The organism is Dactylosporangium vinaceum (assembly GCF_019904175.1).
In the GTDB taxonomy this organism is placed as follows: Bacteria; Actinomycetota; Actinomycetes; order Mycobacteriales; family Micromonosporaceae; genus Dactylosporangium; species Dactylosporangium vinaceum.
Genome location: NZ_CP061913.1, coordinates 642,019 through 663,965, shown reverse-complemented (window position 1 = coordinate 663,965; position 21,947 = coordinate 642,019). Strand labels below are relative to the sequence as shown.

The 21,947-nt window shown below is 72.3% G+C and carries 16 protein-coding genes; 9 read left to right on the top strand and 7 right to left on the bottom strand.

What is annotated here, in order from left to right; all coding sequences use genetic code 11:
- Positions 1 to 77: 77 nt before the first annotated feature.
- Positions 78 to 1,481 carry a D-alanyl-D-alanine carboxypeptidase/D-alanyl-D-alanine endopeptidase gene (gene dacB / locus Dvina_RS03030; protein WP_246655990.1) on the bottom strand — a complete coding sequence of 468 codons (1,404 nt, stop codon included), beginning with the start codon at positions 1,479 to 1,481 and terminating at the stop codon, positions 78 to 80.
- Positions 1,482 to 1,562: 81 nt separating this feature from the next.
- On the opposite strand from dacB, the gene Dvina_RS03025 reads away from it, so the two are divergent.
- On the top strand, positions 1,563 to 2,108 hold the full coding sequence (locus Dvina_RS03025; RefSeq protein WP_223100847.1) for an inorganic diphosphatase: 546 nt from the start codon (positions 1,563 to 1,565) through the stop codon (positions 2,106 to 2,108).
- 100 nt (positions 2,109 to 2,208) lie between these two features.
- On the opposite strand, the gene eccD is transcribed toward Dvina_RS03025, so the two are convergent.
- Positions 2,209 to 3,552 carry a type VII secretion integral membrane protein EccD gene (gene eccD, locus Dvina_RS03020; protein WP_223100846.1) on the bottom strand — a complete coding sequence of 448 codons (1,344 nt, stop codon included), beginning with the start codon at positions 3,550 to 3,552 and terminating at the stop codon, positions 2,209 to 2,211.
- A 133-nt stretch (positions 3,553 to 3,685) separates the two neighbouring features.
- Here eccD and eccCa point away from each other — a divergent pair, with 133 nt between their 5' ends.
- Both eccCa and mycP read left to right on the top strand, forming a co-directional pair.
- Positions 3,686 to 7,855: a type VII secretion protein EccCa gene (eccCa, locus tag Dvina_RS03015; protein WP_223100845.1), complete on the top strand. Its 4,170-nt coding sequence runs from the start codon at positions 3,686 to 3,688 to the stop codon at positions 7,853 to 7,855.
- A gap of 702 nt (positions 7,856 to 8,557) precedes the next feature.
- The gene (mycP, locus tag Dvina_RS03010) at positions 8,558 to 9,751 is read left to right on the top strand and encodes a type VII secretion-associated serine protease mycosin (RefSeq protein ID WP_246655989.1); all 1,194 of its coding nucleotides are present in this window, start codon (positions 8,558 to 8,560) and stop codon (positions 9,749 to 9,751) included.
- A gap of 68 nt (positions 9,752 to 9,819) precedes the next feature.
- Here mycP and Dvina_RS03005 read toward each other — a convergent pair whose 3' ends face one another.
- The 5 genes from Dvina_RS03005 to Dvina_RS02985 form a co-directional block, all read right to left on the bottom strand.
- Positions 9,820 to 10,974 (bottom strand): MarP family serine protease, encoded by a 1,155-nt coding sequence (locus Dvina_RS03005; protein ID WP_246656481.1) that lies wholly within the window; start codon positions 10,972 to 10,974, stop codon positions 9,820 to 9,822.
- 43 nt (positions 10,975 to 11,017) lie between these two features.
- Positions 11,018 to 11,665, bottom strand: coding sequence for an NUDIX hydrolase (locus Dvina_RS03000; RefSeq protein ID WP_223100844.1), 648 nt, complete (start codon positions 11,663 to 11,665; stop codon positions 11,018 to 11,020).
- A complete protein-coding gene (locus tag Dvina_RS02995; protein WP_223100843.1) occupies positions 11,662 to 12,240 on the bottom strand; it encodes a TlpA family protein disulfide reductase in 579 nt (192 codons plus the stop codon). The genes Dvina_RS03000 and Dvina_RS02995 overlap by 4 nt, the downstream gene beginning before the upstream one ends.
- A complete protein-coding gene (nth, locus tag Dvina_RS02990) occupies positions 12,237 to 12,956 on the bottom strand; it encodes an endonuclease III (RefSeq protein WP_246655988.1) in 720 nt (239 codons plus the stop codon). The genes Dvina_RS02995 and nth overlap by 4 nt, the downstream gene beginning before the upstream one ends.
- Positions 12,957 to 13,262: 306 nt before the next feature.
- Positions 13,263 to 14,453, bottom strand: a complete 1,191-nt coding sequence (locus Dvina_RS02985) for a CapA family protein (protein ID WP_380027285.1) — start codon at positions 14,451 to 14,453, stop codon at positions 13,263 to 13,265.
- A gap of 547 nt (positions 14,454 to 15,000) precedes the next feature.
- Between Dvina_RS02985 and Dvina_RS02980 the strand changes: the two genes are divergently transcribed.
- The 6 genes from Dvina_RS02980 (at position 15,001) to Dvina_RS02955 (ending at position 21,943) form a co-directional block, all read left to right on the top strand.
- Positions 15,001 to 15,678, top strand: coding sequence for a Crp/Fnr family transcriptional regulator (locus tag Dvina_RS02980; protein WP_223100840.1), 678 nt, complete (start codon positions 15,001 to 15,003; stop codon positions 15,676 to 15,678).
- A gap of 93 nt (positions 15,679 to 15,771) precedes the next feature.
- Entirely contained in the window at positions 15,772 to 16,347 is a 576-nt protein-coding gene (locus Dvina_RS02975; protein ID WP_223100839.1) for a TetR/AcrR family transcriptional regulator, read from the top strand.
- 10 nt (positions 16,348 to 16,357) lie between these two features.
- The gene (locus Dvina_RS02970) at positions 16,358 to 17,155 is read left to right on the top strand and encodes a TIGR03084 family metal-binding protein (RefSeq protein WP_223100838.1); all 798 of its coding nucleotides are present in this window, start codon (positions 16,358 to 16,360) and stop codon (positions 17,153 to 17,155) included.
- The gene (locus tag Dvina_RS02965; RefSeq protein ID WP_223100837.1) at positions 17,152 to 18,810 is read left to right on the top strand and encodes an acyclic terpene utilization AtuA family protein; all 1,659 of its coding nucleotides are present in this window, start codon (positions 17,152 to 17,154) and stop codon (positions 18,808 to 18,810) included. The genes Dvina_RS02970 and Dvina_RS02965 overlap by 4 nt, the downstream gene beginning before the upstream one ends.
- A gap of 441 nt (positions 18,811 to 19,251) precedes the next feature.
- Positions 19,252 to 20,361, top strand: a complete 1,110-nt coding sequence (locus Dvina_RS02960; RefSeq protein WP_223100836.1) for an acyl-CoA dehydrogenase family protein — start codon at positions 19,252 to 19,254, stop codon at positions 20,359 to 20,361.
- 4 nt (positions 20,362 to 20,365) lie between these two features.
- Positions 20,366 to 21,943 carry an acyl-CoA carboxylase subunit beta gene (locus Dvina_RS02955; protein ID WP_223100835.1) on the top strand — a complete coding sequence of 526 codons (1,578 nt, stop codon included), beginning with the start codon at positions 20,366 to 20,368 and terminating at the stop codon, positions 21,941 to 21,943.
- Positions 21,944 to 21,947 lie beyond the last annotated feature (4 nt).

Genomic DNA, 21,947 nt, shown 5'->3' with positions numbered 1-21,947 from the left:
ACCCGCGCCGGGCCACCGTCGCTGGAGGTGGAAACCCTGAGTACACCCTGATCGACGCAGTGTCACCGCCACCTAGCTCAGTGGCACCCACATGCGGCCAGAGCTGCGGCAACGCGGTCGAGGGCGACCACCGCCTGGTCGGCGTTCGTGGTCTGGTCGGCCATGAACGCGAACGCGAGCGTCCGCCCGTCGGCGTCCACGACGACCCCGGCCAGCGAGTTGACGCCGGTCAACGTCCCGGTCTTGGCCCGCACGAGCCCCGCCGCCGAGCCGCCCTGGTCCGCCTTGAGGAACCGGGTGGCGAGCGTGCCGGAGTACGCCGCGACGGGCAGCCCGCTGAAGATCGTGTGCAGATCGCCCCGGTCGGCCCGCGCGGCCATCGCGAGGACGGCGGTGAGCAGGGCCGGCGACAGCTTGTCGTTGCGCGAGAAGCCGCTGCCGTCGACCAGCCCGTACCCGGTGACCGGCAGCCCCAGCCCCTCCAGCACGCTCTTCGTCGCCGCCGCCCCGCCCTCGAACGAGGCCGGCTGGCTCTTGGCCAGCGCCACCTGGCGGGCCAGCGCGTCGGCGAGCACGTTGTCGCTCTCCTGCAGCATGAACTCGACCATCCGGGCCATGGGCGCGGACTGCACCTTGCCCAGCTCCTTGGCCCCCGACGGCGCGTTCCCGGCCGCGACCGCGTTCGCGGGCACCCCGAGCGCGCTCGCGAACGCCTGCGCGGCCTGGAGATCCGGCCTGGGGTACCGCTGCGAGTATTTCTGCTGCTTCTGGCGCCCGCCCTCGGTCATGATCGGTGTCATCACCGCTCCGGAGCCGCCGGTCGTCGCGTCGGCGTCCCAGCCCGGCCCGGTGCCGGAGCCGGTGTAGATCGACACGTCGTACGTGACCCGCGTCGGCGCCTGCCCGCCGAGCGCCTCCTTCACCTGCTTGGCGAGGTCATCGATCCGGGCCGCGCCGGGGTAGTACGACGTCGGGAACACCGCGAGCGTCGGGTCGCCGCCCGCCACGAGCACCACCTCACCGGGCTGCGCACCCGCGACGACCCTTGTCTCGATCCGGTACGCCGGCCCGCGCGCCGCCAGCGCCGCCGCCGCGGTGACGAGCTTCGTCGTCGAGGCCGGCGTCATCGCCGCGTCCGGCTCCGAGGAGTAGATGGTCTGCCCGGTCGACACGTCCACCACTGACGCGGTGATGTGCGGCCCGAGCTGCGGCACGCTCAGCAGCGGCTGCAGCGCCGAGGCCACCCCGCCCTGCGTCGGCACCGGGGCCTGCGCGTCCATGGCCGCCAGCACCGCCGGCGGCGCCTTCTGCGGCGTGCCGTTCTTCCAGGCGGTCTTCTGCCCTCCGGCGAGCCCGAGGTCGTTGACGATCGCGCTGCCCGCGAACACCGACGTCAGGGCCAGCCCGAGCGCCACGACCACCACGACGACGGCGGCGATGAGCCCCGCCCGCCCGCTCCGCTGTGGCATTTCACTCGCCACGTGACCCTCCCCGTGTCGCCCCACCGTGCCGTACGCGAGACTAGTAGGAGGCGCAGCGGTGCGAGGGTGAGGAGTCGTCAGATGGACTTCGACGTCACGGTCGAAATCCCCAAAGGTCAGCGCAACAAGTACGAGGTTGACCACGTCACGGGCCGGATCCGCCTGGACCGGACACTGTTCACCTCCACGCAGTACCCGGCGGATTACGGCTACATCGAAGGCACGCTGGGCCAGGACGAGGACCCGTTGGACGCCCTCGTGCTCGTCCAGTCCCCCACATTTCCGGGTTGCCTCATCCGCTCCCGGGCGATCGGCATGTTCCGCATGACCGACGAAAAGGGCGGCGACGACAAGGTCCTCTGCGTCCCCGCCGATGACCCGCGCCTGGAGCACCTGCGGGACATCCACCACCTGGGCGAGTTCGACCGCCTGGAGATCCAGCACTTCTTCGAGGTCTACAAGGACCTGGAGCCGGGCAAGAGCGTCGAGGGCGCCACCTGGGTCGGCCGCGTGGAAGCCGAGGCCGAGATCGCCGAATCCCGCCGCCGCTACACCGAGGCCATCGAGGCCGGCACCTATCACGACCCGGGCGTGGCCCCGATCGCCCGCCCGCTCCACCACGAATAGCCGAGTCCCAGCCCGCCGAGCGCCCGGCCACCACCATCGCCGGGCGCTTCGTCGTCGCCGGCCGGTGCCGTTGATGGTTGCGTAAGGGCCCGGGGCGGCGTCAGGCGAACATGCCGTAGAGCCCCAGCACCGCGCACGCCAGCGGGATCACCGACACCAGGCACAACGTGTCGAGCAGGTCCGCGGCGCGCCCCGTGTACGGCGAGACCGGCCGGACGGCGGCCCGCGTCCCCGCTATCGCGACCGTGAACGCGACGAGCGGTACCAGAGCCGCCAAGATCCTGCCGTCGAAACGGACTGTCAACGCGAGCGCGCCGAAGCCGGCCGCACCCGCCACGAGCAGCGGCAAGCGCTGGCGGACGGTCAGGAACGTGCGGGCCCGCAGCAGCAGCGCGGCCGACGCCACCGCGACAAGCACGAGCCCGGAGACGTCCCCCGAGCGCGCGAGCATCAGCGAGGCCCCGGCCGCCGCGGCCGCGAGCCCGAAGAGCATCCCCGTGAGCATCTCGTCCGTCCGCGCAACGGCAGCGAAGATCCGCCCCCGCTCGGCCGCGGTGGTCGGGGAGACCGGCTTCGGGTCGCTCGCGGAGTCGGCGACCAGGGGAACGATCGGCAGTGGCAGGCGGCCGAGGCGGACGGCCAGCAGCGGCAGCCCGGCGACACCGGCCACGAGCACGGCGAGCACCACCGCCGCCGCGGCGGCCGGGCGGGTGACCAGGGCGATCAGGCCCACGAGCGAGCCGAGCACACCCACCGTCACGCCGGCCACGAAAATTCGCAGCAGGTGCGCAATTGCGGGGGCGGCGATCAGGCCGGCGAGCAGGAGCGCGACGCCGCCGAGCAGTGTCCGGGCGGCCGGTGTGGCGGGCTCGGCCGCACCCAGCCAGCCCCCGGCGGCGGCGAACGGCAGGCTGTAGGCGGCCAGGCTCGCGCCGACGAGCGCGTCGCCATAGGCCCGGGAGGCCATGACTCCGGCCAGCGTCAGGGCGACCGCGACCGCCGCGGCGACCAGGGCCAGGTCGGCCCGGACGATCAGGACGAGCGCGACGACGAGACAGGCGCCGGTGACGCCGATCGCGGTGGCCCGGGTCGCGGCCGCACTCCACGGGACGCCCTGGCGGCGGGCGCCGGCGGCGATGGCCTCGACGACGTCGTCGTACTCGAGCTCGGGCCAGGTCGTGCGCGCGGGCACGAGGTGCAGCACGGCGCCGTCGTACACCTCCTGGCTCGCCAGACCGGCGGCGGGAGCCAGCGTGGTGCCGTCGGCGCGGCGCAGCACCCAGCCGCCGTGCCGCTCCCCGTCGTCGGCCAGCCCCTCACCCGCGTGCCGGAGCAGCTCGGGAAGCAGTTCGGCCAGCGGCACCGCATCGGGCATCGCGACATCGACACGCCTCCGCGGCGCATTGATGGTGATGCGGGCCAGACCGGCCGCGACCGTCGACATGCCGATAGAGGTATCACGATTCCCGGACCCGTGGATCGGCCAAAAGTATTACGACTCCACAGCGTCACGAATTCGCCACGATCAACGTATGCCGGGCCGGAAAATGTCGTACCGGCCGCCTAGAGTCCCGACCGTGGCATCGGTAATCGTCAAAAGATCACCTCGCCGCCCCGCTCCGGAGATCCCCAGCGGGGAGGTGATCGTAAACGCGCCCCCGCAGCTCCCACCGGCGCCCGCATCGCGCTGGCAGCAGGTGGTGCAGGTGGTGCCGATGCTCACGGGCACCATTGCCACGGCATTCCTGTTCGCGGGCCGGGACGGCGGGACCTACTCCTATGTCATCGGTGCGATCTTCGGCTTCTCGACGCTCGGCATGCTGTTCACATCGGCCGGCCTCGGCGCCCCGAAGAAAGCGGAGATGATCGCGGCCCGCCGGGAATACCTGCGCCACCTGGCCGAGCTGCGCCGGCGCGTGCGCGACACCATCACCAGGCAGCGCATCGGCCTTCACTACCGGCATCCGGACCCGCAGTCGCTGTGGTCCTCGGTCGACAGCTTCCGGCTGTGGGAGCGAAGGCCGACCGACGGCGACTTCGGCGTCGTGCGGGTCGCGATCGGGCCGCAGACGCTTGCCACACCGCTCATAGCGCCCGCCACCCGGCCGCTGGAAGACCTGGAGCCGATGACGGCGGAGGCGCTGCGCCGGTTCCTGGACGCCTATTCCGTGGTGCCGGGGTTGCCGATCGCCGTGTCGTTTAAGAGCTTCTCCCGGGTGTACTGCCTGTCGGTCCGCGATGCCCGCGACGGATTCGATCCCGGGCCGACAGGCGAGGCCGACCCGGCCCGGGGACTGGCCCGGGCGGTCCTCGCGCAGCTGGCGGTCTTCCACGCACCCGAGGACCTGCTGATCGCGGTTTGCGCCGGGCCGGACCGGCGGGCCTGGTGGGAGTGGACGAAGTGGCTGCCGCACGCCCTGCACCCCACCGGCACCGACGCGCTGGGGCCGGTGCGGCTGTTCGGCGAGACCGCGAAGGAGCTCGAGGAGCGCCTCGACGACCTGCTGCGCAGCCGCGGCCGGTTCGATGGCGAGCCGGACGGGCAGCGGCGGGTGACCCCGTACATCGTGGTGGTGCTTGACGGCGCCGATCTGGCCGGCAGCGCGCACCTGGGCACCGACGGCGGCATCGAGGGCGTGACGCTCATCGACCTCGACCGGGACCCGCCGCGGCTGCTCGACCGGTCCGCGCTCGTGCTCGACACGGCCGGCGGGCGGCTCACCACGATCTCGGCCGAGAGCGACGGCCCCGGCCCGCCGCCACCGATCGGCCGCGCTGACACGCTGGAGCCGGCCGAGGCGGAGGCGGTCGCGCGGCGGCTCGCCCCGCTGCGGCTGGCGGCCCCGGCCACCGAGGGCCGGCCGGAGGCGCCGGTCCGCGAGCCCGGCGCCGACTTCCCCGAGCTGCTCGGGCTCGGTGACCCGGAGGCGCTGGACGTTGCCCGCCTGTGGGCGCCGCGACCGCACCGCGACCGGCTGCGGATCGCGATCGGTACCGGGCCGCTCGGCCAGCCGGTCGACCTGGACCTCAAGGAGTCGGCCGAGGACGGGATGGGCCCGCACGGGCTGCTCATCGGCGCGACCGGCTCGGGCAAGTCGGAGCTGCTGCGCACGATCGTGCTCGGGCTCGCCGCGACGCACTCGTCGGAGACGCTCAACTTCGTGCTCATCGACTACAAGGGCGGCGCGACGTTCGCCCGGATGGACCGCCTGCCGCACGTGGCCGCGTTCATCTCCAACCTGAGCTCGGAGCTGCTGCTCGTCGACCGCATGACCGACTCGATCACGGGCGAGCTGATCCGGCGCCAGGAGCTGCTGCGCAGCGCGGGCGACTACGACTCGGTCCGCGACTACGAGCGCGCCCGCGCCGGAGGTGCACCGCTGGCCCCGCTGCCGAGCCTGCTGATCGTGTGCGACGAGTTCACCGAACTGCTGCAGGCGAAGCCCGACTTCATCGACCTGTTCGTGCAGATCGGGCGGGTCGGCCGCTCGCTCGGCATCCATCTGCTGCTCGCCTCGCAGCGCTTCGAGGAGGGGCGGCTGCGCGGCCTGGACACGCACCTGGCCTACCGGATCGGCCTGCGCACCTTCACGTCGCTCGAATCGCGGGCGGTGCTCGGGGTGGCCGACGCGTACGAGCTGCCGAAGAAGCCGGGCGGGCACGGTCTCATCCGGATCGGCGTCGAGCCGGTCATCCGATTCCGGGGCGCCTACGTCGGCGGACCGTGGCGCCGGGCCGGGCGGAGCACGCCGGCGGGCGCGGGCGCGGGCAGGCCGCGCGTGCAGCGATACGGCACCGCGTACGTCCCGGTGCCCTCGCCCGCGCCTGTCGATCCCGCAGCGCCCGGTGCGCCCGAGCCACCGGAGGGCGGCACCCTGCTGGACATCGTCGTCGACCAGCTCGCCGGGCACGGCGTGCCGGCGCACCAGATATGGCTGCCGCCGCTCGGCGCCACGGCTTCGCTCGACGACCTGCTCGGGCCGATCGCCGTGCACCCGGGCCGCGGGCTGGCGGTCACCCTCCCGCAGCTGCACGGCGCTCTGCACGTGCCCGTCGCGCTCATCGACAACCCGCTGCAGCAGCGCCGGGATGTCCTCTGGCTGCGGCTCGACGGCGCGCAGGGGCACATCGCGGTCGTCGGCGGCCCGCGCAGCGGCAAGTCCGTGGCCCTGCGCACGCTTGTCGCGACCCTGGCGCTGACGCACACACCCGCGGAGATCCAGGTGTACTGCCTCGACTTCGGCGGCGGCCAGCTCGCCGGACTGCGCGACCTGCCCCACGTCGGCGGCGTCGCGGGCCGCCTCGACGTCGACGCGGTGCGGCGCACGGTCGGCGAGGTCGCCACGCTCCTGGCCGACCGCGAACGCCGCTTCGCGTCGGCCGGCATTGAGAGCATTGCCGACTACCGCCAACGCCGCGCAACCGGCAGTACTGGCAGCACTGATGGCGCCGGCGGCATGGGCGGCGCGGTCAGCAGCGTTGGCGCCGGTAGCGCGGTCAGCAGCGTTGGCGCCGGTAGCGCGGTCAGCAATAGCGCCATGGGTGGCAACGGCGGCACGACTGGCGCGGATGGCGGGGCGCGCGGCGCGGGTGAGTTCGATGACGGCTGGGGCGACGTGTTCCTGGTCATCGACGGCTGGCCGAGCCTGCGAAGGGACTACGAGGAGCTGGAGCCGGTGCTGCTGGACATCGCGGCGCGCGGATTGGCGTACGGCATCCACGTGGTCGTCTCCGCCTCGCGCTGGATGGACCTGCGCGCCGGCTTCCGTGACCTGCTCGGCGCGCGGATCGAGCTGCGCCTCGGCGACCCGAGCGACTCCCTCGTCTCCCGCAAGGCGGCCGCGTCGGTGCCGGCCGAGGCTCCCGGGCGCGGCATCACCGCCGACGGTCTGCAGCTGCTCATGGTGCGGCCCCAGGTCAGCCGCTCCGACCCGGCCGAGCTGGTGACGGCCATCGCCGCGGCCTGGCCGGGAGCGTCGGCGCGGCCGGTGCGGCTGCTGCCGGCCTCGGTGCCCTACTCCGCGATCGCCGACGATGCCGACCCGGCCAACCGCCTCGCCCTGCCGATCGGCATCGCCGAGTCGAACCTGGGCCCGGTCCGCATCGACTTCGGCAGCGAGCCGCATCTGCTGGCGTTCGGCACCACCGAGTGCGGCAAGTCGACGCTGCTGTGCGGACTGGCGACCGCAATCAGCACCCGGTTCACGCCGCAGGAGGCGCGGATCGTGCTCATCGACTACCGCCGCAGCCTGCTCGGGGCGGTCCGGTCGGAGCACCTGATCGGCTACGGCACCGGCGCGGAGCAGGCCGCCGACCTGATCGCCTCGGTCGCCGACTACATGCAGCGGCGCCTGCCCGGCCCGGAGGTCACCGAGGACCAGCTCCGCGCCCGCAGCTGGTGGACGGGCCCGCAGTGCTTCGTCCTGGTCGACGACTACGACCTGGTCCCGACCGCCGCCGGCAACCCACTGACGCCGCTGCTGCCGTACCTCGCCCAGGCCCGCGACATCGGCCTCCACCTGATCGTGACCCGCCACAGCGGCGGCGCCGGCCGCGCCCTCTTCGAGCCGATACTCCAGCGCCTGAAAGAGCTGGCCTCCCCGATCCTCCTGCTGTCCGGCGACCGCGAGGAGAACCTGGGCCTCGGCGCCGTCCGCTTCAGCGCCCTGCCCCCGGGCCGGGCCCGCCTGATAACCCGAAAGGAGAAAGGCACCCTGATCCAGATAGCCAACCGCCCACCCGCATAACCGCGCCGCCCACACCCGCTCACCACCCGGCTCGCGACCACGCCGCCCCCGCACCTGCGCGCCGCCCGGCTCATGACCAGGCCGCCCGCACGCGCACAGTCGCGGGTCCTGCAGCCGGCCCGTGAGCAGGCCGCCCGCACTTGCTCAGCCGCGCGTCCTGCAGCCCGTCCGTGAGCAGGCCGGCCGCACCCGCCTGGTCGCGCGTCCTGCTGCCCTGCACGGCCACGTGTGGGCCGGGCGCCCGAGCGCACCAGGCGCGGCCGCGAGCTCCAGCGCGCCGGAGCGAGGCGCGCTGCCAAAGCCGTCCTGGGCGGCGATGGCCGCACTTCGTGGACACCGGACGCGGATCGCTTCGGCGGAGGGGTGGCGAGGTGAGTGGGGCAGTGATGGGTGGCAGATGAGTGGGTGGTGGATGGGTGAATGTATATAGGCGGCTTGGGGTGATTGCCGGGTTGGTGTGAAGGGGCGGTTGGTGGTGGGTGGTGTTACTGCCAGTGATCGTGGTGGTGGCGGGGGGAGACGAGGGGTTGTACGGAATCGGGGTGGGGCGAGGACCCCGTTCTGGCTACGTGTGGCCACCTGACTGACAGATGTGTGGGTTGCGGTCAGAATGGTGGCATCGCGCTTCGAATTGGTGTCCGCGCCGCTGGCTTTGTCCTTGCTCTGGGGCTGTCGGCGGCGCTTGGCTGTTCTGGTCTTGTGGTGGGTGGGAGTTCGGCGGCCTGGGGGGATGAGGCTCGCAGTGAGCAGTGGCAGCTCGGCGCGCTCGATGCTCGCGATGCCTGGAAGGTGTCGACCGGCAAAGGGGTGATCGTTGCCGTAATCGACAGCGGGGTCGATGCGTCGCACCCTGATCTTGAGGGGCAGGTGCTGCCCGGGGTCGATCTCGTCGACCCCGGGGCCGGGGATCTCGGGCAGGTTGACCCCGTCGGGCACGGGACCACTGTGGCGGCGCTCATTGCCGGGAGTAACCAGGACAGCTCCGGGGCGGAGGGGATCGCGCCCGGCGCCAAGATTCTGCCGATCCGGGTGCTCGACAAGGCCAACAAGTACGACGATCCGGGGGTCATCGCGCAGGCGGTGCGGTGGGCCGTCGACCACAAGGCGGCGGTGATCAATCTTTCGCTCGGCGGGGCGCTGCGGAGCGAGGCCATTGCGGGGGCGCTGCAGTATGCGGCGGCGCATGACGTCGTGGTCGTGGCGTGCACCGGGAACATCGCCACCGACACGTCGATTCATCAGGTCTGGTACCCGGCGCGTGAACCCGGCGTGGTCGCCGTCGCCGGGCTCGGGGCGCAGGCCAAGAGCCGCGGCGCCGGCGCGCAGAGCGCGGACATGCTCTGGTCCGGCTCGCTCACCGGGCCCGAGACCGTGCTCGCGGCGCCCGCGGTGAATCTCACCGGGGCCAAGCCCGGCGGCGGGTACTGGCAGGTGCAGGGGACAAGCTTCGCGGCGCCGCTCGTGGCCGGGGCGGCCTCGCTCGTGCGGGCGCGGTTCCCGCGGATGAGCGCGGCCAACGTCATCAACCGGCTGATCGGCACCGCGAAGGACCTCGGGCCGAAGGGGCGGGACGACCGGTTCGGCTACGGCGAGGTCGATCCGGTGGCGGCGCTGCGCACCGAGCTCGGGGAGGTGGGCGACAACCCGCTCACCGCGGAGGCCGAGCCGGTCCAGGCCGACCCGACGCCCGTCGAGGGGCCGATGCGCCCGGGTGGTGCGGCGCCGATGCCGAGCTCGTCATCGGCCGACCGGGAGCTGGAGCAGCGGCTGGCCGGCGATGGCCGCGAGGAGCTCAGCGCGGTCGCGGGGCTCACCGCGATGCTGCTGATCCTCATGGCCGGTGCCGCGGGCGTCCTGTTACGCAACAACCGTCGGCGCGGGCGGCACTCCCTCTAGCGAGGCCACCGCCGGCGGTGGTGCGGCGGGACTCCCGGTGCTTGCGGCACGACGGGCGGTACAAAACCCTAGGCGCACTTGCCCGTGTTTGTCGGGTCGGTGTGCTGGACGCCCGCGTTGGCGACGACGGCGGCCTCGTCGGCGGTCACCGCGAAGCCCGTCTGCGGGTCGTCGGCCGCGGCGGCGAAGATGATGCCGAGGACCTCACCGTTCGGGGCGAGCAGCGGGCCGCCGGAGTTGCCCGAGCGGACCAGGGCACGAATGGTGTAGATCTCGCGCGTGACCTTGCCGTCCTCGTAGATGTCCGGGCCCGTGATCTTGCGGTAGTCGCGGATGCGGGCGGACTGGGCGTCATAGGGGCCGTCGAGGGGGTACCCCAGGACTATCGCGTCGGCGTTGGAGTCGGCCTTGCTCTTGGCGAACGGCATGATCGGGGCCTGGAGGTTCTTGACGTATAGGACCGCGATGTCGCGCTCCGGGTCATACGCGACGACGGTGGCCGGCAGCGGGCGGGACGAGCCGTCGACCAGGATGCTCACGGTCTTGGTGCCGGCGACGACGTGGGCGTTCGTCATGACGCGGTTCTGGGCGTACACGAAGCCGGAGCCCTCGATCCGCCGCGAGCAGCTCGGTGCCTGGCCGAGGACCTTGACCACCGACTTCTTGGAGTTCTTCACGAGCTCCGAGCCGGCGAGCTTCGGGTCGGGCGGGGAGACGTCCTTGACCCGGGTCGGCGAGAGGCCGTCGAAGACGTCCGGGAAGCCGCGGGTGTCGACCGTGTCGCGCAGCGCCTGGGACAGGGCGTCGGCCTGAGCCGGCATCGCCTTGTCGACCACGTTGAGGATTATCGAGTTGCTGACCGACCGGGCCAGCCACGGCAGCGACGAGGTGCTCAGGGGAGCGGCGACGAGCCAGACCACGAGCAGTACCGCCACAACCGAAACGACAGCGCCTCCCGCGTTGTCCACCGCCTGGGCGTTGCGGTTCACGATCGCGTTGCGCAGCCGGTTGCCCACGTAGCTGGCGAGGGCCTGCCCGGCGATCGCCAGGCCGAAGACCATCGAGAGCGAGATGATGACGCGGGCCTGGTCGGACTCGAAGAAGTGCTCGGCGAGCAGCGGGCCGAGCTGCAGGCCGAGCAGCGCGCCGCCGAAGAAGCCGACGAAGGACAGCAGACCGACGAGAAAGCCCTGGCGATATCCGTTGATAGCGAACATCACCATGAGGAGCAGGAGGACGATATCGATCACGCTGCCATACACGCATTCAACGTACAGGGGTGGCACCAGATGTCGGCAGCTCCTCGACTCGGCCGGTCGGCCACTCCACCGCCCATCCACCGAGTTCCAGCAGCGTAGACAGCACGCCCGCGGTAAAACCCCACACCAACATGTCGTGTATCCGAAACGCCGGGCCGATCCACCCGCTCGGGTGGCGAAGCCGCAGGCGGTGCGCGGGATCGACGAGCTCGGCGATGGGCAGGCGCTCGACCCGGGCCACCTCGCGCGGGTCGGCCGGCCCCACCGGGTGCGGCGCCCGCCACCAGGCGACCACCGGCGTGACGAGGAAGTTGCTGACCGGGATCCACAGCGTCGGCAGTGTCGCGACGACCTCGACCGAGCTCGGGTCGAGGCCGACCTCCTCCTCGGCCTCGCGCAGCGCGCAGGCGACCGTGTCGGCGTCGCCGGGGTCGACCGCGCCGCCCGGGAACGCGGGCTGCCCGGCGTGGTTGCGCATGGTGGCGGCCCGCTGCAGCACCAGGATGTCGGGGCCGGTCATCGGGTCCTCGCCGAACAGGATGAGCACCGCACTCTGCCGCCGCCCCTCGCCGTCGGGCGTGGGCAGCCGGGTGAAGTCGGCCGCCTCCGCGTCGCGCAGGCGCGTGAGCAACGGCTCGAGCCACTCCGGTCTCATGACACACCCAGATACTGCGCGCTCAGCTCCTGCAGCCGCTCCACCGTGAGCGCGGGGCCCTGGTACGCGTACGCGATCCGGCCCCCGGGCGTCACGAACAGCGTCGCCGGCAGTGCGACGAGTGACTTGGACGTCAGCGAGCTCGCGGCGATCACGAACTGCTGGCCCTGGTCCTCGAGGTTGGCAAACGTCAGCCCGAACTCGTCGATCACCGACTTGGCCTGGTCGTGACGGTCCTTGGTGGCGATGCCGACGACCCGCACCTTCCCGGCCGCCGCGAACCGCTGGACGGCCGGCAACTCGTCGCGGCACTCCCGGCACCAGGACGCCCACAGGTTCACGACCGTCGGCTGCCCGCCGAGGTCGGCGACGTCGACGAACCGGCCGCCGTCGAAGCAGGGCAGGGCCATCACCGGCAGCGCGGGGCCCGGGGCCGCCGAGGCGGGCGCCGGCGACGACGCCTTCTCGATGCAGCGGGGTCCGGCCGTTGCGGTCGCCTGGCTCGCCGACGGCTGCACGTCCGCGGTGCAGCCGGCCAGCAGCCCGATCGCCAGCAGGAGCGGCAGGAGCCTCACAGGACCAGCTCCGCCAGCTCGGCCGCGCGCGGGCCTTTCAGCAGCTTGACGGCGGCTTCGACCTCGGTGGGGCCCAGACCGTAGGAAGGGCACTCGCGCTTGAGGGTGCACGCCCCGCAGGCGGGCTTGCGCGCGTGGCAGACCCGCCGCCCGTGAAAGATGATCCGGTGCGACAGCATGGTCCAGTCGCGCGGCGCGAACAGCTCGGCGATCGCGAACTCGATCTTCACCGGGTCGGTCTCCCCGGTCCACTCCCAGCGGTGCACCAGGCGCTGGAAGTGCGTGTCGACGGTGATCCCGGGCACGTCGAACGCGTTGCCCAGCACCACGTTCGCCGTCTTGCGCCCGATGCCGGGCAGCGCGACGAGCTCGTCGAGGGTGCCCGGCACCTCACCGCCGTGCCGCTCCACGAGCGCCTGCCCGAGCCCGATGAGCGACTCGGTCTTGTTCCGGAAGAATCCGGTGGGCTTGATCAGCTCCTGCATCTCGATCGGGTCGGCGCTCGCGTAGGCGGCCGCGTCCGGGTAGCGCGCGAACAACTTCGGCGTCACCTGGTTGACCCGCTCGTCGGTGCACTGCGCGGAGAGGATCGTCGCGACGGCGAGCTCGAGGGGGCTGGTGAAGTCGAGTTCGCAGTGGGCATCGGGGTGAATGGTCACCAGGGCGCGCCCGATCCGCCGCGCCCGCCGCTTCAGTGCCAACGCGGTCTCAGTCACGCACCGACAATACGTCGCCCACTCAGACACACGATCGAACGACCCCGCCCCGGCCGCTGGCGCCGCCCGCCGAAGCCGCAACGACAAGGCAGAACGACAGGGCAGAAGAGCAAAGGCACAAGCACAGAGCCGAGGATTCCGAGGCCGCTTCGCTCCCGCCCCGGGCAAGGGGGCTCCCGCCCCCTGAACCCCCGGCACCGGCGGAGCGCTCGGCAACCACATCAACCCGACATATCCGAAATATCCGAGAAGTCGAGCGGAGCGCGGCGCGCGGTGCCCGACTTCTCGGATCCGCCGGCGGTCAGATCAGGCGGCCGGCGCGGTGATGGTGCCGTCCTCCGCGATCTTCGCGCCCGTCGAGGGGAAGTCCTGCTTGGTCAGGTTGGAGACGAACGGGATGGCCTGTTTCTTCGGGTCGGGCTGCGGCAGGCCCGGCGAGGCCATGTACGTCGGGGTCAGCAGGCCGCCCTTCCACGTACCGTCGCCGAGCAGTGTCACCTTGAGGACACCGCCGATGCCCACCGTGCCGCCCGTCGACAGCGCCTTGTAGCCGGCGAAGTTGCCCAGGCTGTAGGCGATCAGGCGGCCCTTGTAGAACTCCATGGCCCGCATGACGTGCGGACCGTGGCCGATGACCAGGTCGGCGCCGGCGTCGACGACGCGGTGGCTGAAGGCGACCGGGTTGCAGCGGTTCTCGCCGAGGAACATCTCGGTCTCGTTCTTGGCGTGGGTCTTGTCGGAGCCCTCGGCGCCCATGTGGACCTGGACGACGACCATGTCGGCCTTGGTGGCCGCCTCCTTGACGATCTTCTCGGCGGCGTCGAGGTCGGAGCAGAGGTTCGACCACTTGTAGGAGGCGAAGCCGATCACGGCGATCTTCACGCCCTTGGCCTCGCCGATCGAGATGTCGCCGGGCCAGCCGGTGTACTTGATGCCGGCGCCGTCCAGGGCCTTCTGGGAGTTCTTGTAGCCGACCTCGCCGAAGTCGTAGGCGTGGTTGTTGGCCATGTTCATCATCTTGAAGCCGGCGTCGGTGAGGTTCTGCACGTAGCCGGGCGGGGTGCGGAAGGCGAAGCACGTCTTGCCGGCGCTGTCGGCCGAGCACTTGCCGACCCCGGTGTCGTCGGTGAGGACCTGCTCGAGGTTGCCCATCTGGAAGTCGGCGGCGAGGTACTTCTTCACCGGGTCGAAGAAGCCCTTGCCCGCGTTCGGCGGCAGCCCGTTGGGGGCCATGCCCATGACGATGTCGCCTGTCGCGCTCAGCGTGATGCCCTCGGCCGGGCCCGGCACCCCGCCGGCCGGCGACCCGCCTGTCGACTTGGAGCCGGCGCCGGCCGCGGCGGGCTGCGGCGAGGACTGGCCCTGGTTGGCGACCGGCTTGTCGTCGCCGCCGCCGAGGAAGGTGGCGGCGCCCGCGGTGCCGGCGCCGATGACCACGGCCGCGACCGCGCCCAGGATGATCGCCGTGCGCCGCCCGCCGCCGCGCCGGGGCTCCACGGGCTCGCCGGGGGGCAGGGGCAGCTTGCGGCGGCCGGCGCGCTCTTCGGGCTCGTAGGCGCGGGCGGAGTACAGGTCCTCGGGGCGCTGCGGACCGGGGATCGGCTCACGCTCGCCGCCGTAGAGGGGCTGCACGGGCGGGGCTCCGTAGACCGAGCCGGTGCGCTCGCCGCCCCAGATGTTGCCGGAGCCCGGGTCATCGTTCGGTTCTGAACGACCCGCCGCAAATCCGTCGAAACGACCCGTCGGCGCCCCGTAACCTCCGGCCGCTCCCGTGGGTTGCTCAGGGGGAGGGGGAGCAGAGCGGCCCCGCTCCGGCTGCTCGTCCGGCCAGCGGGACGGGCCTCCGCCGTACACCGTCATGAGATCCACTCCACCACTCGGCGACGCCCCGTGCCCACGGCGAGCACGAGCGGGTCATGTCCGACGCGAAGATATCGCACCCCCGCGAGCCCGGGGGTCGCCATTGTGGATGACCGCCCCCGTCCGGAACGCGACGTCGTATGCATAAACTGGCGTTCGGCCGACGAATTTAGAGGTGGACGCGATGGACGAGACACTGGCGCGCAGCGGGATCTTCCAAGGGGTCGAGCCCGACGCCGCGGAATCGCTCGCCAAGGAGATGGAGACGATCGACGTCCGCAAGGGCGAGATCGTGTTCAGCGAGGGCGAGCCGGGCGACAGTCTCTACATCGTGCTGTCCGGCAAGATCAAGGTCGGGCGCCGCGCGGCCGACGGCCGGCAGAACCTGATCGCCGTCATGGGCCCGAGCGACATGGTCGGCGAGCTCTCCCTGTTCGACCCCGGGCCGCGGACGGCGACCGCCACCGCGGTGCTCGACACCCGCCTCGCCCGGCTGCGCAAGCAGGCGCTGCGGCCCTGGCTGACCAACCGGCCGGAGATCGCCGAGCAGCTGCTGCGGGTGCTGGCCCGCCGCCTGCGCCGCACCAACGACTCCCTCGCCGACCTCATCTTCACCGACGTTCCCGGCCGGGTGGCCAAGACGCTGCTGCAGATGGCCGGCCGCTTCGGCACCCGCGACGGCGGCGTGCTGCGGGTCAACCACGACCTCACCCAGGAGGAGATGGCCCAGCTCGTGGGCGCCTCCCGGGAGACCGTGAACAAGGCCCTGGCCGACTTCGCCTCGCGCGGCTGGCTGCGGCTGGACGGCAAGAGCGTGATCATCATGGACCCCGAGCGCCTGGCCCGCCGCGCCCGAGTCTGAGCACACAGGCCGCCGAACACCCCGGCGGCCTTCCACTTGCCCAGAAAACAATCAGGCTTGACTGTTTGTTTCCGGCGCGAGACCCTGAAGCACATGCAGGAGCGCAGCCGAGTCACCCAGCGCCGCCTCCTCGAAGCCACAGTCGAGTGCCTGTACGAGTTCGGCTGGTCCGGCGCCACCACCACCGTCATCGCCGAGCGGGCCGGCGTCTCGCGCGGCGCCCAGCTGCACCACTACCCCACCCGGGCCGCCCTGGTCCTCGCGGCCGTGCAGCACCTGGCCGAGCGGCGGGCCGAGGAGATCCGCAAGGAGGTCGCCGCGCTCACCGGCGACCGTGCGGAGCGGCTGGACCGGGTCGTCGAGCTGCTCGCCGCCGCGTTCACCGGCCCGCTCTTCGTCGCCGCCCTCGAGGTCTGGGTGGCCGCGCGCACCGACGCCGAGCTGCGCGACGCGCTCGTGCCCCTCGAGGCCCGGGTCGGCCGGGAGATGCACCGGCTCACCGTCGACGTCCTGGACGCGGACGAGTCGCGGCCCGGCGTCCGCGAGGCGGTACAGGCGACGCTCGACCTTCTGCGCGGGCTCGGCGTGGCCAACCTGCTCACCGACGACACCGCCCGCCGCACGCTGCTCCTGGCGGCCTGGAAGCAACAGCTCGCAACGCTCATCTAGGAGAGTCCGAATGCTCGACGAGGTGCTGCAGGACCTGGAGGCGGAGTCGGCCGCGCTCGACCGGCTGGTCAGCGGGCTGAGCCCACAGGAGTGGAGCCGCCCGACCCCGGCGCCGGGCTGGACCGTGGCCCACCAGATCGCCCACCTGCACTGGACCGACGAGATCGCCACCCTGGCCAACCGCGAGCCGGCCGCGTTCCTGGCCCGGCTGTCCGAGTCGATGGACGACCCCCTCACCTACGTCGACCGGGCCGCCGCGGCCGGGGTGGCCCCGCCGGACGAGCTGCTCCCCCGCTGGCGGGCCGGCCGCGCCGCGCTTGCCGAGGCCCTCCGCGCGGTGCCGGACAACGACAAACGCCCCTGGTTCGGTACCGCGATGTCGCCCGTCTCCAGCGCGACGGGCCGGCTGATGGAGACGTGGGCGCACGGGCGCGACATCGCCGACACGTTCCCCGAGCGGGCGCGGGAGTACGTCCAGCCGACCGCCCGTCTACGACATGTCGCATTCATCGGCTACCGCACGATCGGCCACGGCTTCGCCAGCCACGGCCGCGCCACGCCCGCCGAAGCCTTCCGGGTCGAGCTGTTGATGCCCGATTCGACAGTCCTGTCCTTCGGCCCGGCCGACGCGCACGAGCGCGTGACCGGCCCCATCCTGGACTTCTGCCTGCTCGTCACCCAGCGCCGGCACCCGGCCGACCTGGCCCTGCAGGCCACCGGCGAGCGGGCGAACGAGTGGCTGAGCGTGGCCCAGGCGTTCGCCGGCCCGCCCGGGCCTAAGCGCGAGCCGAAGGCGGCGGCCCGGTGACGCTGCGGATCGGCAACGCCTCCGGCTTCTACGGCGACCGGGCGAGCGCCTGGCGCGAGATGCTCGACGGCGGCGAGCTCGACGTGCTGACCGGCGACTACCTCGCCGAGCTGACGATGCTCATCCTCGGCCGCGACCGGCTGAAGGACCCCGCCACCGGCTACGCGAAGACGTTCCTGCGCCAATTGGAAGGGTTCCTCGGCACCGCCAAGTCTCGCAACGTCCGCCTCGTGACAAACGCCGGCGGCCTCAACCCCGCGGGCCTCGCCGCGGCCGTCCGCGCTCTCGCGGACCGGCTGGGCCTGGACGTCGCCGTCGCCCACGTGGAGGGCGACGACGTGACCGCGCAGATCGACGGCCTCACCGCCAACGCCTACCTTGGCGCGTTCGGCATAGCCGAGTGCCTCGCGGCGGGCGCGGACGTGGTCGTCACCGGCCGGGTCACCGACGCCTCCCTGGTCGTCGGCCCCGGCATCGCGCACTTCGGCTGGGCTCGGGCCGACCTCGACGCGCTCGCCGGCGCCACCGTCGCCGGCCACGTCCTGGAGTGCGGCACCCAGGCCACCGGCGGCAACTTCGCGTTCTTCACCGAGCTCCCCGACGGCGCCCGCCGCCCCGGCTTCCCGCTGGCCGAGCTGCACGCCGACGGCTCCTCGGTGATCACGAAGCACCCGGGCACCGGCGGCGCGGTCACGGTGGGGACGGTCACCGCCCAGCTGCTCTACGAGATCGGCGCCCCCGCCTACATCGGCCCCGACGTGGTCGCCGACTTCGGCACCATCCGCCTGGCCGCCGACGGCCCGGACCGGGTCCGGATCGAGGGCGTCCGCGGCACCCCGCCCCCGCCGGAGCTCAAGGTCGGCGTCAACACGCTCGGCGGCTTCCGCAACGCCATGACGTTCGTGCTGTGCGGGCTGCAGATTCCCGAAAAGGCCGCCCTGGTACGCGCCCAGCTCACCGACTCCCTGGGAGCCGACGGCCTCGAGTTCACCCTGGCCCGCACCGACCACCCCGACGCGTCGACGGAGGCGGCGGCCAGCGCCCTGCTCACGGTCTCGATCAAGGACCCGGACGCCAAGCGGGCCGGCCGCCCCTTCTCCCAGGCCGCGGTCGAGCTGGCGCTTGCTTCGTACCCGGGCCTGGCCCTTACCGCCCCACCCGGCGACGCCACCCCGTTCGGCGTCTTCACCGCCGCGTACCTCCCCCAGTCCGAGGTCGACCACGTCGCCGTGCTCCCCGACGGCACCCGCGCCAAGATCCCGGCCCCCGTCGTGACCGCCAATATGGTGATAAGTACGAAAAATCCGGATCGCGAAGCGTCTGGATTTTTCGAGACCAGGCAGGCGCCCCTCGGTGAGCGGTTCGGCGCCCGCTCGGGCGACAAGGGCGGGGACGCGAACATCGGGGTCTGGGCCCGCGACGACCGGGGCTACGCGTGGCTCCGGGATCAGCTGACCGTGACCAAGCTCCAGGAGCTCCTGCCCGAGACCGTCGGCCTGGCCGTCGAGCGGTACGAGCTGCCCAACCTGCGAGCCGTGAACTTCGTCGTCCGCGGGATCCTCGGCGACGGCGTGGCGGCCGGGACGCGGTTCGACCCCCAGGGCAAGGCGCTCGGCGAGTGGCTGCGCTCGCGGATCGTGGACCTGCCGGCATGAGCGGTACGGAGCGAAGCGGAGTGGCCGCTCATCAATGTCACAGGGCGACGTTCAGGCCGGCGCCGGAGCCTGCGGAGGTGCCGGCATGAGCGGTACGGAGCGAAGCGGAGTGGCCGCTCATCAATGTCACAGGGCGACGTCCAGGCCGGCACCGGAGCCTGCGGAGGTGCCGGCATGAGCGGTACGGAGCGAAGCGGAGTGGCCGCTCATCAATGTCACAGGGCGACGCTCAGGCCGGCACCGGAGCCTGCGGAGGTGCCGGCATGAGCGGTACGGAGCGAAGCGGAGTGGCCGCTCATCAATGTCACAGGGCGACGCTCAGGCCGGCACCGGAGCCTGCGGAGGTGCCGGCATGAGCGGTACGGAGCGAAGCGGAGTGGCCGCTCATCAATGTCACAGGGCGACGCTCAGGCCGGCGCCGGAGCCTGCGGAGGTGCCGGCATGAGCGATCCGTTCGCGACCGAGGAGCGGCGGCGGCTGCGGGAGCTCACCCGGGCCTTCGTCGGCCGGGAGGTGCTCCCCCACCTCGACGACTGGGAGCGGGCCGGCGAGGTGCCCCGGGCCCTGCATCGGCGGGCCGCCGGCATCGGGCTGCTCGGGATCGGGTTCCCCGAGGAGATCGGCGGGTCCGGCGGCGACCTGCTCGACTCGATAGTGGTGACCGAGGAGCTGATCCTCGCCGGCGGGTCGTCGGGGCTGGTGGCCGCGCTGTTCACGCACGGGATCGCGCTGCCGCACATCGTGGCGACCGGGCGCGGTGAGCTCATCGAGCGGTTCGTGCGCCCGACGCTCGCCGGTGAGCGGATCGGCTGCCTGGCGATCACCGAGCCGGACGGCGGCTCCGACGTGGCCGGCGTCCGCACGAAGGCGGTCGAGGACGGCGACGACTACGTCGTCAACGGCACGAAGACGTTCATCACCAGCGGGGCCCGGGCCGACTTCGCGACCACCGCCGTGCAGACCCGCGACGGCTTCCGGCTGCTCGTGGCCGACGGCGGCTTCCGGGTCACCCGCAGGCTGGACAAGATGGGGTGGCACTGCTCCGATACGGCGGAGCTGGCCTTCGTCGACGTCCGGGTGCCGCGCGGCCACGTCGTGGGCGGGTTCGCCGAGCTCATGACCCACTTCGCGAGCGAGCGGCTGTCGCTGGCGGTGCAGGCGTACGCCATCGCCGAGCGCTGCCTCGCCCTCACCCTGGCCTGGGTGCGCGACAGGCACACGTTCGGGCGGCCCCTGGCGAGCCGGCAGCTCGTCCGGCACCGGCTCGCGGAGATGGCGCGGCAGGTGGAGGTGGCGAAGACGTACGTCCGCCACGTCGCCGTCCGTGTCGCAAGCGGCGAGCGGCTCGTTACGGAGGTGGCGATGGCGAAGAACACCGCGGTCGCGACCTGCGACCACGTCGTCGACCAGGCCGTGCAGTTGCACGGCGGCCTGGGGTACGTCCGCGACGCCGAGGTCGAGCGACACTACCGCGACGCCCGGATCATGGGTATCGGCGGCGGGACCACGGAGATCATGAACGAGATCATCGCGAAGCAGCTGGGGGTCTGAGGCCATGCCGATACTGACGAGCACCCTCGACCCGCGGGGTGCGGTCTACGCGGAAAACCGGGCGGCCATGCTGGAGCGGCTCACCGACCTCGAGTCGGCGCTGCGGCAGGCCCGCGGCGGCGGGGGCGACAAGTACATCGCCCGCCACCACGCGCGGGGCAAGCTGCTGCCGCGCGAGCGCATCGAGCTGCTCGTCGACCGCGACTCGCCGTTCCTGGAGCTCTGCCCGGTCGCGGCCTGGGGCACCGACTACCCGGTCGGGGCCAGCGTGGTCACCGGCATCGGGATCGTCGAGGGCGTCCCCTGCGTGATCGTCGCCAACGACCCGACGGTGCGCGGCGGCGCGGTCAACCCGTTCTCGCTGAAGAAGACCCAGCGGGCGTCCCAGATCGCCCGGGAGAACCGGCTGCCGCTCATCAACCTGGTCGAGTCCGGCGGCGCCGACCTGCCGCAGCAGGCCGAGATCTTCATCCCGGGCGGTGCGGCGTTCCGCGACCTGACCCGGCTCTCGGCGGCGGCGATCCCGACCGTGGCGGTGGTGTTCGGCAACGCGACGGCCGGCGGCGCGTACGTCCCCGGCATGTCCGACTACACGATCTTCGTGCGCGACCGGGCCAAGGTGTTCCTGGCCGGGCCGCCGCTGGTGAAGATGGCCACCGGCGAGACGGTCGACGACGAGACGCTCGGCGGCGCCGCCATGCACGCCACCCGCTCGGGCCTGGCCGACTTCATCGCCGAGGACGAGCGCGACGGCCTGCGCCTGGCCCGGTCCTGCGTCCGCAACTTCGGGCACCTGCTCACCCGGGCCTACGGCGCCGAGCCCAAGTTCGACGCCGACGACCTGCTCGGCATTCCGTCGGCCGACCTGCGGGTGCCGTTCGACCCGCGGGAGATCCTGGCCCGGGTCCTCGACGGCAGCGAGTTCGACGAGTTCAAGCCCGCCTACGGCGCGGCGCTGTGCACCGGCTGGGGCGCGATCCACGGGCACCGCGTCGGCGTGCTGGCCAACGTGCGGGGCGTGCTGTTCTCCGCCGAGGCGCAGAAGGCGGCCCAGTTCATCCAGCTGGCCAACGCGAGCGGCACACCGCTGATCTTCCTGCAGAACACCACCGGGTACATGGTCGGCAGCGAGTACGAGCAGGGCGGGATCATCAAGCACGGCGCCCTGATGATCAACGCGGTGGCCAACTCGCGGGTGCCGCACCTGACCGTCAACATCGGCGCGTCCTACGGGGCCGGCAACTACGGCATGTGTGGCCGCGCGTTCGAGCCGCGGTTCCTGTTCACCTGGCCCAACGCCAAGTCGGCGGTCATGGGGCCGCAGCAGCTGGCCGGGGTGCTGTCGATCGTGGCCCGCCAGGCGGCCGAGGCCAAGGGCCACGCCTACGACGAGGAGCAGGACCGCACCATGCGGTTCATGGTGGAGCACAAGGTCGAGCAGGAGTCGGCGGCGCTGTTCCTCTCCGGCCGGCTGTACGACGACGGCGTGATCGACCCACGCGACACCCGCACGGTGCTGGGCATGTGCCTGGCGCTTGTCGGCACCGGCGAGCACGCCCAATTCGGCGTATTCCGGCACTAGGGGG

Excerpts from the sequence above, each read along its gene's own strand:
- Dvina_RS03025 (WP_223100847.1), top strand. The coding sequence starts at position 1,563 with ATGGACTTCGACGTCACGGTCGAAATCCCCAAAGGTCAGCGCAACAAG.
- eccD (WP_223100846.1), bottom strand. The coding sequence starts at position 3,552 with ATGTCGACGGTCGCGGCCGGTCTGGCCCGCATCACCATCAATGCGCCG.
- Dvina_RS03005 (WP_246656481.1), bottom strand. The coding sequence starts at position 10,974 with ATGGTGATGTTCGCTATCAACGGATATCGCCAGGGCTTTCTCGTCGGT.
- Dvina_RS03000 (WP_223100844.1), bottom strand. The coding sequence starts at position 11,665 with ATGAGACCGGAGTGGCTCGAGCCGTTGCTCACGCGCCTGCGCGACGCG.
- Dvina_RS02980 (WP_223100840.1), top strand. The coding sequence starts at position 15,001 with ATGGACGAGACACTGGCGCGCAGCGGGATCTTCCAAGGGGTCGAGCCC.
- Dvina_RS02975 (WP_223100839.1), top strand. The coding sequence starts at position 15,772 with ATGCAGGAGCGCAGCCGAGTCACCCAGCGCCGCCTCCTCGAAGCCACA.
- Dvina_RS02970 (WP_223100838.1), top strand. The coding sequence starts at position 16,358 with ATGCTCGACGAGGTGCTGCAGGACCTGGAGGCGGAGTCGGCCGCGCTC.
- Dvina_RS02960 (WP_223100836.1), top strand. The coding sequence starts at position 19,252 with ATGAGCGATCCGTTCGCGACCGAGGAGCGGCGGCGGCTGCGGGAGCTC.
- Dvina_RS02955 (WP_223100835.1), top strand. The coding sequence starts at position 20,366 with ATGCCGATACTGACGAGCACCCTCGACCCGCGGGGTGCGGTCTACGCG.